Origin of the sequence: Peribacillus tepidiphilus, assembly GCF_009466385.1 — a bacterium.
Classification (GTDB): domain Bacteria; phylum Bacillota; class Bacilli; order Bacillales; family DSM-1321; genus Bacillus_BN; species Bacillus_BN tepidiphilus.
This window is the reverse complement of the sequence record NZ_WIAQ01000001.1, coordinates 202,585-220,240: the sequence shown is the minus strand read 5'-3', so window position 1 is coordinate 220,240 and position 17,656 is coordinate 202,585. Positions and strand designations below refer to the sequence as shown.

At 38.1% G+C, this 17,656-nt stretch carries 17 protein-coding genes and 1 tRNA gene; 14 read left to right on the top strand and 4 right to left on the bottom strand.

The window, feature by feature from the left end; translation table 11 throughout:
- Positions 1–116: 116 nt before the first annotated feature.
- Entirely contained in the window at positions 117–566 is a 450-nt protein-coding gene (locus tag GD441_RS01190; RefSeq protein WP_153122822.1) for a GNAT family N-acetyltransferase, read from the top strand.
- Between the two features lie 192 nt (positions 567–758).
- Here GD441_RS01190 and GD441_RS01185 read toward each other — a convergent pair.
- Positions 759–832, bottom strand: a tRNA-Arg gene (locus GD441_RS01185).
- A gap of 211 nt (positions 833–1,043) precedes the next feature.
- Here GD441_RS01185 and GD441_RS01180 point away from each other — a divergent pair.
- From GD441_RS01180 to GD441_RS01160, 5 genes are all read left to right on the top strand, one after another.
- A complete protein-coding gene (locus tag GD441_RS01180; RefSeq protein WP_153122820.1) occupies positions 1,044–2,330 on the top strand; it encodes a DNA polymerase IV in 1,287 nt (428 codons plus the stop codon).
- A 121-nt stretch (positions 2,331–2,451) separates the two neighbouring features.
- Positions 2,452–3,861, top strand: coding sequence for an NADP-dependent phosphogluconate dehydrogenase (gene gndA, locus GD441_RS01175; protein ID WP_153122817.1), 1,410 nt, complete (start codon positions 2,452–2,454; stop codon positions 3,859–3,861).
- Between the two features lie 173 nt (positions 3,862–4,034).
- Positions 4,035–4,202, top strand: a complete 168-nt coding sequence (locus GD441_RS01170) for a hypothetical protein (RefSeq protein ID WP_153122815.1) — start codon at positions 4,035–4,037, stop codon at positions 4,200–4,202.
- 476 nt (positions 4,203–4,678) lie between these two features.
- Complete coding sequence (locus GD441_RS01165) at positions 4,679–4,894, top strand: hypothetical protein (RefSeq protein WP_153122813.1); 216 nt, start codon at positions 4,679–4,681, stop codon at positions 4,892–4,894.
- A 110-nt stretch (positions 4,895–5,004) separates the two neighbouring features.
- Positions 5,005–5,445 (top strand): hypothetical protein, encoded by a 441-nt coding sequence (locus GD441_RS01160; RefSeq protein ID WP_153122811.1) that lies wholly within the window; start codon positions 5,005–5,007, stop codon positions 5,443–5,445.
- A gap of 266 nt (positions 5,446–5,711) precedes the next feature.
- Here the strand turns inward: GD441_RS01160 and zwf are convergent, their stop codons facing one another.
- A complete protein-coding gene (gene zwf, locus GD441_RS01155; protein WP_153122808.1) occupies positions 5,712–7,214 on the bottom strand; it encodes a glucose-6-phosphate dehydrogenase in 1,503 nt (500 codons plus the stop codon).
- A gap of 323 nt (positions 7,215–7,537) precedes the next feature.
- On the opposite strand from zwf, the gene GD441_RS01150 reads away from it, so the two are divergent.
- From GD441_RS01150 to rnz, 3 genes are all read left to right on the top strand, one after another.
- Positions 7,538–8,239 (top strand): ATP-binding cassette domain-containing protein, encoded by a 702-nt coding sequence (locus tag GD441_RS01150; RefSeq protein ID WP_153122806.1) that lies wholly within the window; start codon positions 7,538–7,540, stop codon positions 8,237–8,239.
- Positions 8,236–10,509 carry an ABC transporter permease gene (locus GD441_RS01145; RefSeq protein ID WP_191992061.1) on the top strand — a complete coding sequence of 758 codons (2,274 nt, stop codon included), beginning with the start codon at positions 8,236–8,238 and terminating at the stop codon, positions 10,507–10,509. The genes GD441_RS01150 and GD441_RS01145 overlap by 4 nt, the downstream gene beginning before the upstream one ends.
- A 148-nt stretch (positions 10,510–10,657) precedes the next feature.
- Positions 10,658–11,581 (top strand): ribonuclease Z, encoded by a 924-nt coding sequence (gene rnz, locus GD441_RS01140; RefSeq protein WP_153122802.1) that lies wholly within the window; start codon positions 10,658–10,660, stop codon positions 11,579–11,581.
- An 81-nt stretch (positions 11,582–11,662) separates the two neighbouring features.
- On the opposite strand, the gene namA is transcribed toward rnz, so the two are convergent.
- A complete protein-coding gene (namA, locus tag GD441_RS01135) occupies positions 11,663–12,679 on the bottom strand; it encodes an NADPH dehydrogenase NamA (protein WP_153122800.1) in 1,017 nt (338 codons plus the stop codon).
- A gap of 85 nt (positions 12,680–12,764) precedes the next feature.
- Complete coding sequence (gene proC / locus GD441_RS01130) at positions 12,765–13,613, bottom strand: pyrroline-5-carboxylate reductase (RefSeq protein WP_153122797.1); 849 nt, start codon at positions 13,611–13,613, stop codon at positions 12,765–12,767.
- A gap of 506 nt (positions 13,614–14,119) precedes the next feature.
- Here proC and GD441_RS01125 point away from each other — a divergent pair.
- The 5 genes from GD441_RS01125 (at position 14,120) to GD441_RS01105 (ending at position 17,650) form a co-directional block, all read left to right on the top strand.
- Positions 14,120–15,073: an MBL fold metallo-hydrolase gene (locus tag GD441_RS01125; RefSeq protein ID WP_153122794.1), complete on the top strand. Its 954-nt coding sequence runs from the start codon at positions 14,120–14,122 to the stop codon at positions 15,071–15,073.
- An 11-nt stretch (positions 15,074–15,084) separates the two neighbouring features.
- Complete coding sequence (locus tag GD441_RS01120) at positions 15,085–15,876, top strand: SDR family NAD(P)-dependent oxidoreductase (RefSeq protein WP_153122792.1); 792 nt, start codon at positions 15,085–15,087, stop codon at positions 15,874–15,876.
- Between the two features lie 131 nt (positions 15,877–16,007).
- A complete protein-coding gene (locus GD441_RS01115; RefSeq protein WP_153122789.1) occupies positions 16,008–16,298 on the top strand; it encodes a hypothetical protein in 291 nt (96 codons plus the stop codon).
- Between the two features lie 127 nt (positions 16,299–16,425).
- Positions 16,426–17,184, top strand: a complete 759-nt coding sequence (locus GD441_RS01110) for a threonine/serine exporter family protein (protein ID WP_153122787.1) — start codon at positions 16,426–16,428, stop codon at positions 17,182–17,184.
- Between the two features lies 1 nt (position 17,185).
- Positions 17,186–17,650 (top strand): threonine/serine exporter family protein, encoded by a 465-nt coding sequence (locus GD441_RS01105; protein WP_225434106.1) that lies wholly within the window; start codon positions 17,186–17,188, stop codon positions 17,648–17,650.
- The last annotated feature ends 6 nt before the right edge of the window (positions 17,651–17,656 follow it).

The following is a 17,656-nucleotide window of genomic DNA, read 5'->3' as shown; positions in this document are numbered from 1 at the left end:
GTGACACTTATTTCGGTTTAATCGCGGGTGAGTGTCACCTTCTTTTTTACTTACCATTATCTTATTTAGAAGGTGAATGAGAATGATGTTTTTCATAACAAAGGAGGGAAATAGATATGGAAATATATCAAGCAACATTGTCAGATCTAAAAGAGGTTTCTAATTTATTTAATTTGTATCGCATGTTCTATAAACAACCATCTAATCTAAATGGAGCCGAGCTTTTTATCTCTGAACGCTTAAAAAATCAAGAGTCAGTTATATTTGTCGCCGTTGATCAAGGTAAATATTTGGGGTTTACTCAACTATATCCTTCCTTCTCATCTGTTTCGATGAAAAGAACATGGATATTAAATGATTTATATGTGCATGAAGAAGTAAGAAAGAAAGGTGTCGCTCAAAAGCTTTTAGAAACAGCCAAAGAATATGCCCTAAGCACAGGAGCAAAATCATTAGAGCTTCAAACAGCTCCAGATAATAAAGACGCCCAAAGGCTATATGAAAAGAATGGATATAAGGCAGACTCATCATTCTTGAACTATTCTCTAAATTTAATACATAGTTAAACCATGAAATATCTCTGGTTAGGCTGTTGATCCTCTTTCAACAATAAATTTCCTTCCCAATTCTAATAAACCCTCCATTTTTAAGGGTTTGAAAGCCTATATACAAATAAAAAAACACTGATATTATGTATTTCATACCGGAAATTCATATCCGTCAGAAATGCGATAATATCAGTGTTTATAAGGATTTAACGTCCCAGGCGAGATTCGAACTCACGACCTACAGCTTAGGAGGCTGTTGCTCTATCCTGCTGAGCTACTGGGACATCCAGATTTTTATTATAAGGAAACATTTTGAAAAGTCAATGGTTTCATTGTGTTTGTAGTTCTTTGTTTGTGGGAAGATCTCGTCAAAATTTTCTACAAGAAAAAAGATTATTTGACACACAAACCTTATTCTCACTCGCATCTTTGTTGAGCAATTCATCTATTTTGATAAAATAGACTGAGAATGTAAACAAAAGTGTGGTGTGTCGCATGCAGTCTATGTATCCGAAAAGCGGAAGGGTTATTTTGCACGTCGATATGAACAGCTTTTATGCTTCTGTTGAAATGGCGTATGAGCCTGAATTAAAAGGGAAGCCGTTGGCAATAGCGGGTAATACGGAGGAAAGACGCGGCATTATTATTACATGCAGCTATGAAGCGCGAAAGTTCGGAGTAAAAACAACGATGCCGTTGTGGGAAGCTAAAAAGCTATGTCCTAATCTAATCGTTAAAAAACCAAATTTCGAAAGATACCGAACGGCTTCTCTTGCCATTTTTCAGCTATTACGGCAATACACCACACTTGTAGAGCCGGTATCGATTGATGAAGGCTATCTAGACATTACAGAATGTTCTCACCTTGGGTCGCCGATTGAAATTGCCAGCAGTATTCAAAAAAGAATCATGGATACATTGGATTTGCCATGCAGTATTGGTATTGCTCCGAATAAGTTTTTAGCTAAAACAGCCTCTGATATGAAAAAGCCACTTGGTATTACGATCTTACGAAAAAGAGATGTACCCAAAATCCTGTGGCCGAAGAGCTGTGTAGAAATGCATGGGGTTGGGGGAAAGACAGCGGAAAAGCTGAAAACTATCGGAATTCATACGATCGGGGATCTCGCAAAAGCGAATGACATCCAACTGAAAGCTCTTCTTGGGATTAATGGATTAAAGCTGAAAGAACGTGCAAATGGTATTGACATTCGAGAAGTGGACCCTGAAAGCATTTATGACCATAAAAGTGTAGGGAATTCTACCACATTGCCGAAGGATTCATCAAATCAAAAAGAATTAACGGATGTATTAAAAAGTTTATCTGAAAAAGTAGCTATTCGATTAAAAACAAGGAATCTAGTCGGTCAGAAATTAGGAGTGACGATTCGTTATAAAGATCGAAAAACGATTACTCGAAGCCAAATGCTATTAAATCCTGTTTTTAATACGGACGATATTTATAGAAAAGCGGTTGAAATATTCCTGAAGCACTGGAATGGTGATCCTGTCAGGCTGCTTGGTGTAACAGCCTTTGAAGTCACAGAGAAGGAATCCGCTGTTAAACAGCTTGATCTCTTTTCATATGAGAATGATGCCAAGGAAGAGCCTCTAATCTCAGCTATTGAAAAGCTTCAAAGCAAGTTTGGGAAAGAGGTAATAAAAAAAGGAGCAATCATTCCGAAAGCAGATTTTTCAGTAGGAACGGATACCAGTTTTAATAAGGATTTTTTTGATCATTTTCGCTGGAAGGAACAAAAGCCTCCTAATAAAGATTCATAATATTTTCTACGTGTAAAATACTAAGAGTTAAGCTGGAAAACTTGCACGAATCTTGGAAAATTGCTAAATTTATAGGGGTTTAGGAAATTACGCGTTAAGCATAAAGAAGGGACGTAAAAACATGTCAAAGCAACAAATTGGTGTCATCGGTCTAGCTGTAATGGGCAAAAACCTTGCATTTAATATTGAAAGCAGAGGCTACTCTGTTTCTGTATATAACCGCTCGAGAGAAAAGACAGATGAAATGATGCAGGAAGCACAGGGTAAAAATATTGTTCCTACATATTCCATTGAAGAGTTTGTCAATTCATTAGAGAAACCACGCAAAATCTTATTAATGGTAAAGGCCGGAGCAGCAACGGACGCAACAATTGAAGCCTTAAAGCCACATTTAGATAAAGGCGATATCTTAATTGATGGTGGAAACACTTTCTTCGTTGATACACAACGCCGAAATAAAGAGCTAAGCGAGCTTGGCATTCATTTCATTGGAACAGGTGTATCCGGTGGAGAAGAAGGAGCTTTAAAAGGTCCTTCCATCATGCCTGGTGGTCAGAAAGAAGCGTATGAGCTTGTGGCTCCAATTTTTAAAGATATCGCTGCAAAGGTGAACGGAGAGGCTTGTACAACTTACATCGGTCCTGATGGAGCGGGCCATTATGTGAAAATGGTTCATAATGGGATCGAGTATGGTGACATGCAGCTGATTGCAGAATCTTACTTCTTATTGAAAAATATTCTTGGCCTATCTGCAGAAGAGCTTCATGAAGTATTCGCGGAGTGGAACAAAGGTGAGCTCGACAGCTATCTAATCGAAATTACAGCGGAAATCTTCAAGAAGTACGATGAAGAAACAGGCAAGCCGATGGTAGATGTTATTTTAGATAAAGCAGGCCAAAAAGGAACCGGTAAATGGACAAGTCAAAGTGCTCTTGATTTAGGGGTTCCTCTACCTGTTATTACAGAGTCTGTTTTTGCGCGTTTTATTTCAGCCATGAAGGATGAACGTGTGGCAGCAAGTAAAGTTTTAAAAGGACCAGAAGTAAAGCCATACGAAGGAGATAAAAAGGGTCTAATTGAAAGCATCCGCAAGGCACTTTATATGAGTAAAATTGTTTCATATGCACAAGGCTTCGCACAAATGAGAGCAGCATCCGAAGAATACGGCTGGGATTTGAAATACGGCGAGATTGCTATGATTTTCCGTGGCGGTTGTATTATCCGAGCACAATTCCTACAAAAAATTAAGGATGCATACGATCGAGATCCGGAGCTTAAAAACTTGTTATTAGATCCGTACTTCAAAGAAATTGTTGAAAGCTATCAAACGGCATTACGTGAAGTGGTTAGTCTTGCAGTGATGAACGGAATCCCTGTTCCTTGCTTTGCTGCAGCTCTTGCTTATTACGACAGCTATCGTACGGAAACTTTACCTGCAAATCTATTACAGGCACAGCGCGATTACTTTGGAGCACACACGTATGAGCGTGTCGACAAAGAAGGCGTATTCCATACGGAATGGATGAATTAATATTCAAAAAAGCATTGGTCTCTTTGATAGAGGTCCAGTGCTTTTTTGTTCTATTCATACATTGTCAATCATACTTTAGTAAGAATATACATATTAGGTATTGTGTCTCTGTTCATATCCAAATAAAAAAGTAATAATAACCGTATAAAAATCAATAGGCAGGTGAAAGCTTAATGGCCAAATTCATTTTAATATGTGCCATCTTCCTTAGTTTTTTGGCAATTTTTGAAACAGCCGTGAATGTTTGGCTAAAGCATTATACCGCTACCGGAAAAGAAAAGCATGGATTTTTAAGAAAGGTAAAAGAGAAATGGTTCAAAAGAGAAGCTTCAGACTGTTGACAAACGCTCGCATTCATCGTCACGAACCCTACTCCGGTGCTAATCAAGGAGTACGGTTGGATCGATAAAGAATTAAACCAGTTACAGATAAGTTATCAAATAAGGTTCTCTACTGAATTAGTAATTTACGTAACTCCTCAAAAACCAGAATATTTCAGTGGAAAAGGGGAAAAAATTCATTTATTTGAAAACAGCATTGGTCTTTATTCAGTGAGTGAAAGTAGGGACCCTCGGTTAGATTGGGAACTGGATGGACTTTACTATTCCTTAGAATATGTTTCACAGGATCCACCGACGAAATCGGAGATATTGAAAATTGTAAAATCAATTAAATAAAGGTTTGTTATTTAGATGTATTGCATAAAACTCGACTTTTTTATGCAGCAGCCAGGTTTCTTGAGAAGCTGAAAACATTGATTTATCAACGGATGTATAAAAAACTGTATAAACGATAAAAACGGCCAACTTGAAATACCTTGAGCGCCAAGGGGTTTCAAGTTGGCCTATTTCTTGTAAGAACCAGCAAGAGAGCAGCAGATATAGTTCGAAGCTACACTGGAAAAATTGCAGACTTCTTAGATACTGTTTCAGAGGTTTCCGTAGCTGTTCTTGCAAGTGGCTTTCGTGCGTTGGGTATGCCATCTGACGTGGCAAGTGCCCTAGCAAAAATTATTGTAGCTCTTGTTCTTTAATTCTTTAATTCCAAAATTATGCATCTAGTGTGATAATCAAATACATGGGATGCATAGTTTATATTGTGCTATTCTTCTATTCTTCTAGTGTTTTATATAAGGGGGGAATTATGAAAAAGGTAATCTTTGGTTTATATATTGTAATTGTTATATTGTTAATTACTGCTTTATATATAGGAATTTTTAGCTTTTTGATTTACCTTTTAAGTTTAATTCCAATATTAAATATAACAATTTACAATTGGCTTTCTGTTTTCACCTTTTCTTTATTTATCATACTATGGGTTATTCCCTATGAATTGATTAATTTTTTTCAAGATACCCCTGTAAAAAACAAATATCTTAAAAAAACAGTTTTGATAATTTTAACTTTATTAAAAGCCTTGCTACTTACACTTTACATACTGTTTTTAGATCAACGTTTCGTTGGTCTGTCATTTTCTAAGATAGGAACTATCTGTCTTATTATCATAATTATAGCCTTATCAAAAATAATTAATATGTCCGGAAATAGATTAAAAGATGCGGAAAAAAATAATATGAACTTTTAAACAAAAAAAGAGGTTGGGCGTCTATATAAAGTGGACCCCTTGTAAAGGACATTTTAAAAAAGGTTAGGCAGCCTTAAGAAGATGATTTCTGTATTGCACAGCAGGGTAACTCCGCTCCTCGCACGGGTTCGTTCCTCGACTGACAAGCATTTTCAATCAGTCTGAATGTGCGTAACATATACTTTGACTATATAATAAGGCTGCCCATTGATTAGCTGGCAGCCTCATTTTATTGCCTATTGAATAGCAGCTTCCGTACCTAAAAATTAGCAGGTTTCAATGACAAATTTTTCAACATCCCACCAAAAGTTCCCGTCCTTTTGCAGAAGTTCGTCGGCACATTTTGGACCCATGGAACCTGCAGGATAATTCGGGAATGATTTTTCCTTTGTGTTTTCCCAAACATCAGAGATCACATCGACAAACTTCCAGGAAAGTGCGACCTCATCCCAATGTGTAAAGTTTGTCGCATCACCGCGCATACTGTCATACAATAGTTTTTCATAAGCTTCTGGTGTATTCATTCGGTCTACGCTTTTGTTGGCAAAATTCAAGCGAACTGGAATAATCGTTGAGCTTTTGCCTGATTTTTTGGCATTCAAATGGAGGGTTATACCCTCTTCAGGCTGAATGTGGATAATCAGCAGGTTAGGCTGTAATGGTTCTGCTGGATTATAATAAAGATTCATCGGGATATCCTTGAACTGGACAACAATTTTTGTGGATTTTGCTGCCATACGTTTTCCGGTTCGGATATAGAATGGGACACCCGCCCAACGGAAATTATCAATCATTAGCTTGCCTGCTACGTAGGTTTCTGTGTTTGATTCTGGGTCTACATTTAATTCGTTTCGATAGCCAACGACATCCTCGCCGTTCACTTCTCCTGCTCCGTATTGTCCCCTTACAAAGTATTCATTTACTTCTTCTTTACTCATTGCACGAAGGGAACGGAGTACACGTACCTTTTCACTGCGAATTTCCTCCGTTGTCAATCGAATCGGTGGCTCCATCGCCAACAGAGCTACCATTTGCAGCATATGATTTTGGACCATATCACGTAGAGCTCCACTTGTTTCATAATATCGTCCACGCTCTTCTACACCAAGCGTCTCACTGGATGTGACTTGAATATTAGAGATATAGCGATTGTTCCAGAGTGGTTCGAAAATCGCATTTGCAAAACGGATGACCTCGATGTTTTGAACCATTTCCTTTCCAAGGTAATGATCAATTCGATAAATTTCATCTTCAGCAAAGGCTGTGCGAATGCGGTCATTTAATTTTTGGGCTGATTCAAAGTTATGACCAAATGGTTTTTCAATCACGAGACGTTTATATCCGCGTGTATCCGTTAATCCTTCTGATTTTAAATGTTCGGCAATCGTACCAAAAAATTCAGGTGCCATCGCCAAATAAAATAATCGATTTCCTTCAAGGCTGTATTTCTCATCTAATTGCTCGGCCAATGTTTTTAAATCACGATACGATTGAGTATTTGTTACATCATGAGAATGATAGTAAAAATGAGACGCAAATTGATCAATCTCAGTGTTCTCACCAATATGAGTGAGAATAGAATCCTTGACATGTTTCTGGAATTCCTCGTTCGTTAGTGGTCTGCGAGCCACTCCAACGACAGCAAATCTCTCTGTAATTCTTCCTTTTTTATATAAACGATAAAGGGATGGGTATAGTTTCCGCTTGGCTAGGTCTCCAGTAGCTCCGAAAAGCATAATTAATGCGGATGGTCTTTGTTTGTTACTCACGTTTGGAACCTCAACTTTCCTTTCACTTTTGTGAATGTAATATATGTACTCTCACTTTGAGGAGGGGGATAGATTGTTTAAAATCCCCGCACATAATAACCCCATACAAATATATAATTTTAAAGATTAAGTCACTGTAAATCAATTATTATGACATGCTAATTCTTATTCTTTTGATAAATGTACCTAGATATGCTCTATTTAAAAAAATTAAATCATATATTTTGAAAATATGAAATGAATCATTAAAATAATTTCATAAATTTATTGTAATGGGATGGATTCATCATGTAAGATGAAGATATAAGTGAGGAGGGATTATGATGGGGGTTGAACTAGAGCGTGTTAGTAAGGTTTATCAAGCGGGAGAAGTAGAAGTCCAAGCATTAAAAAATGTTTCTTTACAGTTTCCGGATGGTGAAATTACGGTTATTCTTGGTCCATCTGGTTCAGGAAAATCCACTTTACTTAATATTATAGGAGGGATTGACAGAGCAACCACTGGCAGCGTAACGATAAACGGTACCAATATAACTGTTCTGAAGGATCGAGAATTAACAGATTTCAGAAGAAGGAATGCAGCTTTTATTTTTCAATCATATAACTTACTGCCATCTCTAACAGTTCGGGAAAATGTAGAGGTTGGATCAGAAATAAGCGAGAATCCTCTTTCGATTGAAGAGGTGCTCGAGCGAGTCGGAATGTTGAGTAAGGCAGATAAATTCCCGCATCAGCTAAGTGGAGGAGAGCAACAGCGTGTTGCTATAGCTCGGGCTCTTGTGAAAAATCCCAACCTTTTATTTTGTGACGAGCCAACCGGCGCATTAGACGAAGAGACAGGCAAAAGAATTTTAACTCTATTACAAGAAATCAATGAAAAATATAAAACCTCGATTTTTATCATTACGCATAATCCCGGAATTAGTGAAATGGCTCACCGGGTGATTAAGATGAAGAGTGGTGAAGTTGTAGAGGAGTACCGTAATCATAAGCCAATTCGGGCAGAAAGTGTGAGATGGGTATGATTTTTCGAAAAAGTATCCTGAGAACGATTAAAAATACGAAGCTTCAATATGGTGGAGCCATTCTTTTGTTGCTACTAGGCGTTATGGTCTATGTGATGCTGAGTGCCTCTCTTCAAACAGTGGAGCGAAGCAATATAGATTTTATCAAACGGAATAATCAAGAGGATTTTCATTTTTTTCCTTCTGGTCAATTGACGAATATCAATCAATTGCAAAAAAAACTTGGTATTACTCTTGAGGACAGATGGCAAAAGGATGTTAAAGTTTTAGATAATCGTGAACTAAGAATCTTTACAATCACTGATAAGGTGAATATTCCGTATGTTCAAGATGGAAGACTTCCAGAAAACGATTCTGAGATTGCCATTTCCACAAATTTTGCTGATAAAAATCGTTTGAAAGTTGGAGATTCTCTAAAGGTGGCTGGTCAGGATTTTTTGATTTCAGGTACCATCATCTTGCCTGACTATGTATATGGGATTAAAAATGAGACAGATCTATATCAGAATCCTCAAAAATTCAGCACAGCTCTGATGACAAAGGAAGGGCTTTTAAAGGTGACGAATCTGCCCGTTCTTTCTTATCATGGGAAAATGAATCATACAAAGATAAAACAGTCAACCATTAAAAAAGAAATTTCAAAAGCTATACCGGTATTAAAATGGTTGAATCGAAAGGATAATCCGCGCATTACCTACGTTGAGACGAAGATTGAAGGTTCGAAAGCAACGACAACCACTTTACCGATTATGATTTTGTTCCTGACCATTTTGATGATTTCGATTTTAATAAAAAGAAGAATTGAAATTCATCGTAAACAAATAGGGACGTTAAAAGCTATTGGCTATAGAGATAACGAGATTATTAAAAACTATTTACTCTTTCCATTCACAATTGGAGTGATTGGGAGTGTTCTTGGAGTCGTTATTGGGATTTGTACATCTATACCGCTAACAGAATACTACTTGTATTTTTACAACCTCCCATTATTGGCAAAAGTGAATATGAATCCAATAACGATTATTTTAGCGATTCTTATTCCTGTCGTTGTTCTTATGACAACAGGATTCTTTGTAATAAAAAAGCAAATTCAAGCATCACCGCTTGATTTAATGAAAAATGAGCAAGCTTCGATGAAGAATGTCAAATGGGCAAAAATGACATCTTTTAATGGGATTAAATCTTTCAAAATGCGATTCCGTTTGAGAACCCTTTTAAGAAATGGTCCACGGTTATTTTATTTGGCAATTGGGATTATTTTTTCAACGATGCTTCTAATGTATGGATTTATTACGATGAATTCTATGGATGACTTAATGACAATGACGTATGAGAAAGTCATGAAGTATGATTATGGTTTGTATTACAATAGCCTGCAAAAAGGAACTAGTTCAGGGGATGAGGATGTCTTTTCCTTCACTGAAGTAGAAATAAAGGAGACAAAGTCGAATGAAAAGACGGTCAAGTGGAAGGATGAAAAAATTTCATTGTATGGAATTGATGAAAATCCTAAGCTCCTTAACCTGTTTGATAAAAGTGGTAAAGATTTGGATGAAAGGCTTAACGATACCATCATAATCAGTAAAGTGTTGGCTCATACTCTTGACCTTCAAAAAGGGGACGAAATCGTCTTATATCATGAAGGAAATGATCAAGAGAAAACGTATAAGGTTGGCGGAATTGCTGAAATTTATATGGGGAACTATGCGTATGTCGAGAGAGACGAATTGAATAAAATAGCCGGTTATCCGCACCAGTCTTATTTTGGAAAGTGGACAAAAAAAGAGCCAACTGAAGGTACGTATCTAATGGTTGAGGATAAAAGACAGGTGATGGATTCATTCGAATCGTTAATGGGTCCAATGAGTTACTCCATTTATCTCATGGCTTGGACAGCATTCGTCATTGGAGTTATCATTATTAGCCTTCTGACTAATTTAATGGTAGAAGAAAATACGTCAGCCATTTCACTTATGAAAGTGATCGGATATCAAGATTCCATGATTTCACAGCTGATGATCAATGTGTATACACCAGTCGTGATTCTATCCTATTTCATTGGGATTCCGTTAGCTATTTTTAGCCTTGATACCTTGTTAACATCTATGGCTGAGCAAACCAATTTTATATTCCCAATCTCCGTAAAGCCGCTTTGGATGGTACTCGGGTTAGTCATTATTTTACTGACTTATTACGCATCATTATTCATTTCAAAATATAAAATAAAGAAAATTTCTTTGCAGGAAGTCTTGAAACATCAAGAAGTGTAGCTGAAAATAAAGAGTAGGGGACAGGATAAATAGCCGTCCCTTTTTTTTCTGAAAAGGGTTGTTGATCGGTTTGTTGTACATTTTGTCTATCATTTGATTGAATGGTACATGATGGATTGTATAAAGATAATAGTAGGAGGATTCTTCATTGAATTTCGTTTTTTTGGGTACAGGAGCAGGAGTACCGGCCAAAGCAAGAAATGTTTCTTCCATTGCACTACAATTACTTGAGGAAAGAGGGAGCGTGTGGCTGTTTGACTGTGGTGAAGCCACACAGCACCAAATTTTACATACTTCCGTTAAGCCGAGACGAATTGAAAAAATATTTATTACTCATTTGCATGGAGACCATATATTCGGGCTTCCGGGGCTACTTGGCAGCCGTTCCTTCCAAGGTGGAACAGAACCCCTTACCGTTTATGGTCCTAAAGGGCTTGCTGATTTTATTTGGACTTCCTTACGTGTAAGTGCAACGCATATCAAGTATCCTTTGCATGTGAAGGAGATTGAAGAAGGCATTATTTTTGAGGATGATCAGTTTGTCGTGGAAGCCGGAATTTTAGAGCATGGTTTGGAATCATGGGGATATCGAATAACAGAAAAAGACCGTCCTGGTGAATTGCTAGCTGATGATCTGATTAAGCTTGGTGTGAAGCCTGGGCCAATCTATAAAAAATTGAAAAACGGAGAGACTGTAGTACTTGAAGATGGCCGAACTCTCTATGGGAAGGATTTTGTAAAGCCTCCACAAAAAGGGCGTAAAATCACCATTTTAGGTGATACACGTCCTTGTGAAACATCGTTGAAATTAGCAGAGGGAGCCGATTATCTGATACATGAGGCTACATTTTCTCGTGATGAAGAAGAGCTGGCGTACAACTATTTTCATTCAACAACCGTGCAGGCTGCTTTGACTGCTAAAAAGGCGGGTGTTAAGAACTTAATTCTCACCCATATTTCTTCTCGATATACGGGAATTGCAACCGAAATATTGAAAAAAGAAGCAGAGGAAATTTTTCCAGCTGTCATCATAGCGGAAGATTTTATGAAAGTAGATATTCCACGTGTATAAAAGTGACTTAGCCCAGCCATGGATGGCTGGGCTAACTTTAAATGTATGTTACGATCATTCAGAATGCTTTCAAAGAGTACTTTACCAGCCTCTTTCATACTGTTTTGGCGGTTCGATTTCTGCCCCGATTTCTATAGCGGCAGTTCTTGGCCAGTATGGATTACGCAAGAATTCCCGTCCGATAAAAATGAAGTCTGCACGGTTGTTTTGCAGAATTTCCTCAGCTTGCAAGCCGGAAGTGATGAGTCCGACTGTTCCGGTTGGAATATCGGCACCGTGCTTAATTACTTCACTAAACGTTACCTGATATCCAGGGAATACGGGAATGCTAGCTGGTACGACTCCACCTGAACTTACATCAATCAAATCTACACCATCGGTTTTCATCCAATTTGCCATTTTAGCATAGTCCTCTGGCTTTAAACCTTCTTCATGATAGTCATTGGCAGAAACCCTAACAAACAAAGGGCCATCCCATACTTCTTTTACAGCTGTAATAACTTCCTTCAAGAAACGATAGCGATTTTCTGCATGGCCGCCGTACTCGTCAACACGCTTGTTTGTTAACGGAGAAAGAAACTCGTTAATGAGATAGCCATGAGCGGCATGGATTTCAATCACGTCAAAGCCCGCTTCCTTTGCTCTCCGGGCACCTTCCTTGAATGCATGAACCGTTTCGGCAATTTCATCTTTTGTCATTTCTTTCGGCGTTTTGCTCATTTCATTAAATGGGATGGCGGATGGAGCCAAGATTTCACCGTCCACTGTCGCTTTTCGACCGGCATGGGCAAGCTGGATGCCAGTTTTTGCGCCTTGTTCCTTCATTAAGGTAACAAGTTCGCTCAAACCTTCAATGTGAACGTCATTCCAAATTCCCAGATCTCGGTCAGAAATGCGACCTTGTGGAGTAATTGCAGTTGCTTCAATGATGATGAGTCCGGCTCCTCCAACTGCTCGGCTTGTATAATGGGTTCTGTGCCAGTTTTGTACTTTGCCGTCCTTTTCGTGACTGGAATACATACACATAGGTGCCATTACAATTCTATTTTTGAATGTAACGTTTTTAATGGTATAGGGCGAGAAAAGTTTATGATTCATTCACTGCATCTCCTTAAATAAAAAATGATGAACAAATTAAGTATAGCAATACTTTTCCAGCCTTCAAAAAGTTCAGCTTTCATTATTATTTGGTTAATGCGGTTTTGGCTTGAATTTCATTACTGAGCTGCTCACCAAGACGTTTTGATTGCCTTGTAGCTTCTTTTATGCACGAAACAAAAGCTTCTTGTACCTTATGAGAATGTAACACCTTTAAGCCAGCTTCTGTCGTTCCACCAGGACTCGTAACTTCTTTTCTTAAGATTTGCGGTTCTTTCGTGGAGGTTTGAAGCATTTGTGCTGCACCGAGTAAGGTCTGAACGATCAATTTTTTTGCTATGTCCTTTTGCAGACCTGTTTCTAAAGCAGATTGCTCCATTGCCTCTACCAAGTAATAAATATATGCAGGACCGCTCCCAGATAAGCCTGTAACGGCATCTAATTGTTCTTCCTCGACAGTCGTCACAATGCCGATTGTTTCAAACAATCTGCAAGCCTTTTCTAATTGTTTTTCTGTAACTAAGGAATTCATACTGACAGCGGTAGCGGAAAGACCGACCGTTGCAGATGTGTTAGGCATCGATCGGATGATCGCGATTTTTTGTTCAATTATGTTTTCAATACTAGTAATAGAAACTCCAGCTGCTACGGATATAAGCAGCATATTCTCTGTCAAATAGTCTTTTACGGAGGTTAATGCATTGAAAACATCCTTAGGTTTGACTGCCAATACGACAATGTCAGCATTCTTTAATAGCTCATCTTTATCTAATGTCACAGATACCCCATAGGTTTTCTGTAAAAAATTCAGTCTTTCATCATCATCTTTATTGGTCACGAAAATGCTAGGGGGCTCGATGACACCTCGTGACGTTATTCCTGAAATCATCGCTTCAGCCATTGAGCCTCCGCCAATAAAAGCAATCTTATTCATGGAAAGACCTCCTTTTTGTTTAAAATAAGTGAATAAAAAAAGACCGATCATCCTACATATAAAGGACGAAAGGTCTTTGCTTCCGTGGTACCACCTTTGTTCATTGCAACTCCGCTTACATTTACATAAAGCTAGCGAGCGCAATGCAGCTCGAATCCAGTAACGTTGGAGGGACGGTTAGGTTTGCCTAACAGCTCATAAGGTAGGTTCAATAAAATAGAGGACGGTGAAGCCTTTCAGCCGCTGAGCTCCACTCTCTTTCGTCTTATTTTATCTACTGGCCTTAATCATTGCCGGAATTTTTAGTTAATTGAGATTATGCATGAAGGATGAGCTACTTGTCAACCTTTATTTATATTTATTTTTGATTAATTATGTGAAAATAATGACAATTCTCTTGAGAAAAGGTAAACTTGTAAATGATTATATGCTATTTATTTGTTTATGCTACAGTTTATAGGGAATAATCTTTTTCTGGAAAAATAAAATGATAAGGTGAAAAATATATGTGGGACAAAAAAATTGCTAAAATCACCATCCCAACACCGTTTCCGGTTGGAGATGTGTATGCGTATGTTGTAAAAGGGGATGTCTTGACTTTGATTGATGGGGGGCCAAAAACTGAAGAAGCGAAAATGGCGATTGAGACTGGCTTAAAAGAACTCGGGCTCCAATTAAACGATATTGAACAGGTCATTATCACTCACCATCACCCTGACCATATTGGTGGAGTGGATTTTTTTAGTTTGGATCTACCGTTTCTTGGACATGTCAATAACCAACGTTTTTTGGAGCTTTCTCCTGATTTTATCGCTTTTAATCATGAATTTTTTTCAGGATTTCTTAATGAATTGGGAGTCCCTCATGAGATTAGGAGTCGCGTTGGAAACATTGGAAGATTGATGAAGTACGGGTGTGAAAGAACACTGACCGGTTTTATACAGGACGGAGATGAACTTCCTGGATTGCCTGGTTGGAAAGCAGTAGAGACGCTAGGTCATGCACAGAGCCATTTGGCATTTTACCGGGAAAGCGACGGAGCATTGATTGGCGGTGATATTTTGCTTGATAAAATTTCACCCAATCCACTTGTTGAGCCACCTTTAGCAAGAGGAGAAGAACGTCCAAAGTCACAGCTTCAGCTGAATGACTCTTTAAAAAAGCTGCAGAATTTAAGAATTACCGCTGTTTATCCAGGGCACGGGAATATAATTGAAAACGTGGATGAATTGATTTCTTATCGCCTGCAGGTTCAGCATGAGCGAGCATTAAAGGTAAAAGCCATTTTAGCTCAAAAACCTTCTACTGCATTTGAGCTATGTCAGACTCTTTTCCCGAAAATTTATAAAAAACAGCTCGGTCTCACTCTTTCTGAAACAATTGGCCAAATTGATTATTTAGAGAGCTTGGGAGAAATTAAAGGAGAAAAAACAGAGCGTGGAATGGTTTACAAAGGTTGAGGTGGTCTTCTTTGAGCAAATTGAAGAATAAATGGGTTGTCATCACCGGAGCTTCAGGTGGGATCGGAAAAGAAATTGCATGGAAAGCAGCTGAAAAAGGGGCAAATGTCATTTTAGCGGCTAGAAGTATCGATAAGCTAAAGGAATTAGAAAACGCTATTACTAGCCGTTTTGGGGTAACCGCGAGTTCTTACCAGCTTGATGTATCGGATATTGAACAGGTTCAACAGGTATTTGAGCGTATTTTCAATGAGACGAATGGGATTGATGTTCTGGTGAACAATGCTGGCTTCGGAATTTTTAAAGAAGCGCATGAAGTGGATGTCAAAGAGGCAAAGGCGATGTTTGATGTGAATGTAATGGGGTTAATTGCTTGTACATCTGCAGTGCTGCCTCATATGAAAGCAAGAAAAGCCGGCCACATTATCAATATTGCCTCACAAGCTGGTAAAATTGCTACGCCAAAGTCTAGTGTCTATTCGGCAACCAAACATGCTGTACTTGGTTATAGCAACAGCTTAAGGATGGAATGTGCCCGCGACGGAATTTTTGTTACAACTGTAAATCCTGGTCCGATTGCTACGAATTTTTTTAGCATTGCCGATGAATCAGGTACGTATGTAAAAAACGTACAAAAATTCATGCTCAAGCCGGAGTATGTCGCTGAGAAGGTGGTAAATAGCATGCTGACAAACAAGCGGGAAATCAATCTTCCTCGATGGATGAACGCTGGAAGCATTTTATATACGCTTTTTCCTCGGACAGTGGAGAGATTTGGGAAACATGCATTTTTTAGAAAGTAAGAAAAAAGATGACATGCATTAGGCTTGTCATCTTTTTTTCTATAGTTTGAAAATTTGTGATAACGCAGATTGAAACGAATAGCAATTTTTTTAGTTTAAATAAATAAATAACCATTTTTGAGGTGAATTTTATGAAGAAATGGTCTAGTTTCTTCCTTTTGCTAATTCTTTTCATAAACGGCTGTGGAAAACAAGGCAATGACCAATTTAATCCCTCTCAAGACCAGCCTTTAGAAACTCCAGCTATTGGTTTTATAACGGATCGTATAGGAAATGCTGTGTTAATAAATGATGTGGTTTACGAGATTGAAAAAGAAACGATTTTAACGGACAGTTCAGGAAAAAATCGAACAATAAAGGGATTAATACTAGGTACCAAAGTAGCTGTTTATCCTAAAGGGGACCTTAAGATCAGAATTTAATAGGATTTTTATTATTAAGATATTTTAGATTTTTTTCATGTCTCTTGCTAGTAGATCAATAAATACGATATAACTTGTTTGAGGGCTGATTGATTAATAACAGTCTATGAGGTTTTGAAAGGATAGTATGATGAAACAACAATTAAAGTATGACATTATGGAGGTTTGCCTGCTGGCGGGAAAAATTCTTCTGCAAAACGGGGCTGAGACCTATCGGGTTGAAGACACGATGATGAGAATAGCAGCATCATACGGTATTCCTGTTTCTCATAGCTTTGTCACTCCGACAGGCATTATTTTTTCCATTGAAACGGATGAACCGACAAAAACAAAGCTAATCCGGATATCAGATCGAACAACTGACTTATTAAAAGTCACGATGGTGAATCGGATATCGAGAAGAATTAGCGAGGGAAAGCTTACCGTAAAAGAAGCGTACGATCAACTTGTACAATTGGAATCTTCCAAAATGTCCTTTTCGATTAAAACCCAGCTTCTGGCTGCGGCCATATCAAGTGGTTGTTTTCTCATTATGTTCCGGGGTGGCTGGGAAGATTTTTTACCGGCCATGATCACAGGAGGACTGGGATTTTTAAGTTTTATCCTTTTTCATTCCTATATGTCCATTAAGTTTTTTTCTGAATTTCTTGCTTCCATGCTGATTGGACTTTTGGCATTTGTCTTCGTTCAAACAGGCTATGGTACAGAGCTGGATAAAATCATTATTGGCTCTGTAATGCCACTTGTACCTGGACTTTTAATAACGAATGCCGTAAGAGATTTGATGGCTGGCCATTTATTGTCCGGACTTTCTAAAGGCGCAGAAGCTTTTCTTACTTCGTTTGCCATTGGCGGCGGAATTGCTGTTGTTTTAACCTTTTTATAAAGTGGACAGGAGGAAAAAACATTTTATGCTATATATAGAACAAATCGTGACAAGCTTTATTGCTTCTGCAGCATTCGGTATTATATTTAATGTCCCGAAAGAGTCAATTATAAAATGCGGATTTACAGGAATGGCTGGTTGGATTACATATATCGCATTGTTTGAGCATAAAGTAGATATGATTCTTGCGACTGCTGCTGCATCTTTTCTAGTTGCGCTCCTTAGTCAAGTTTTTGCAAGAATGTATAAAACTCCCATTATCATTTTTACTGTTGGCGGAATCATTCCACTTGTCCCCGGTGGCATGGCTTACGATGCAATGAGAAATTTCGTCGAAAACGATTATTATGCTGCTCTTACTCTTGCCGCGAAGGCGTTTATGATTTCTGGTTCAATCGCAATTGGACTTGTCTTTTCGGAAGTTATTAACCAAATTATGAAAAAATCTCAAGTTAAACGTGTATAAAAAATG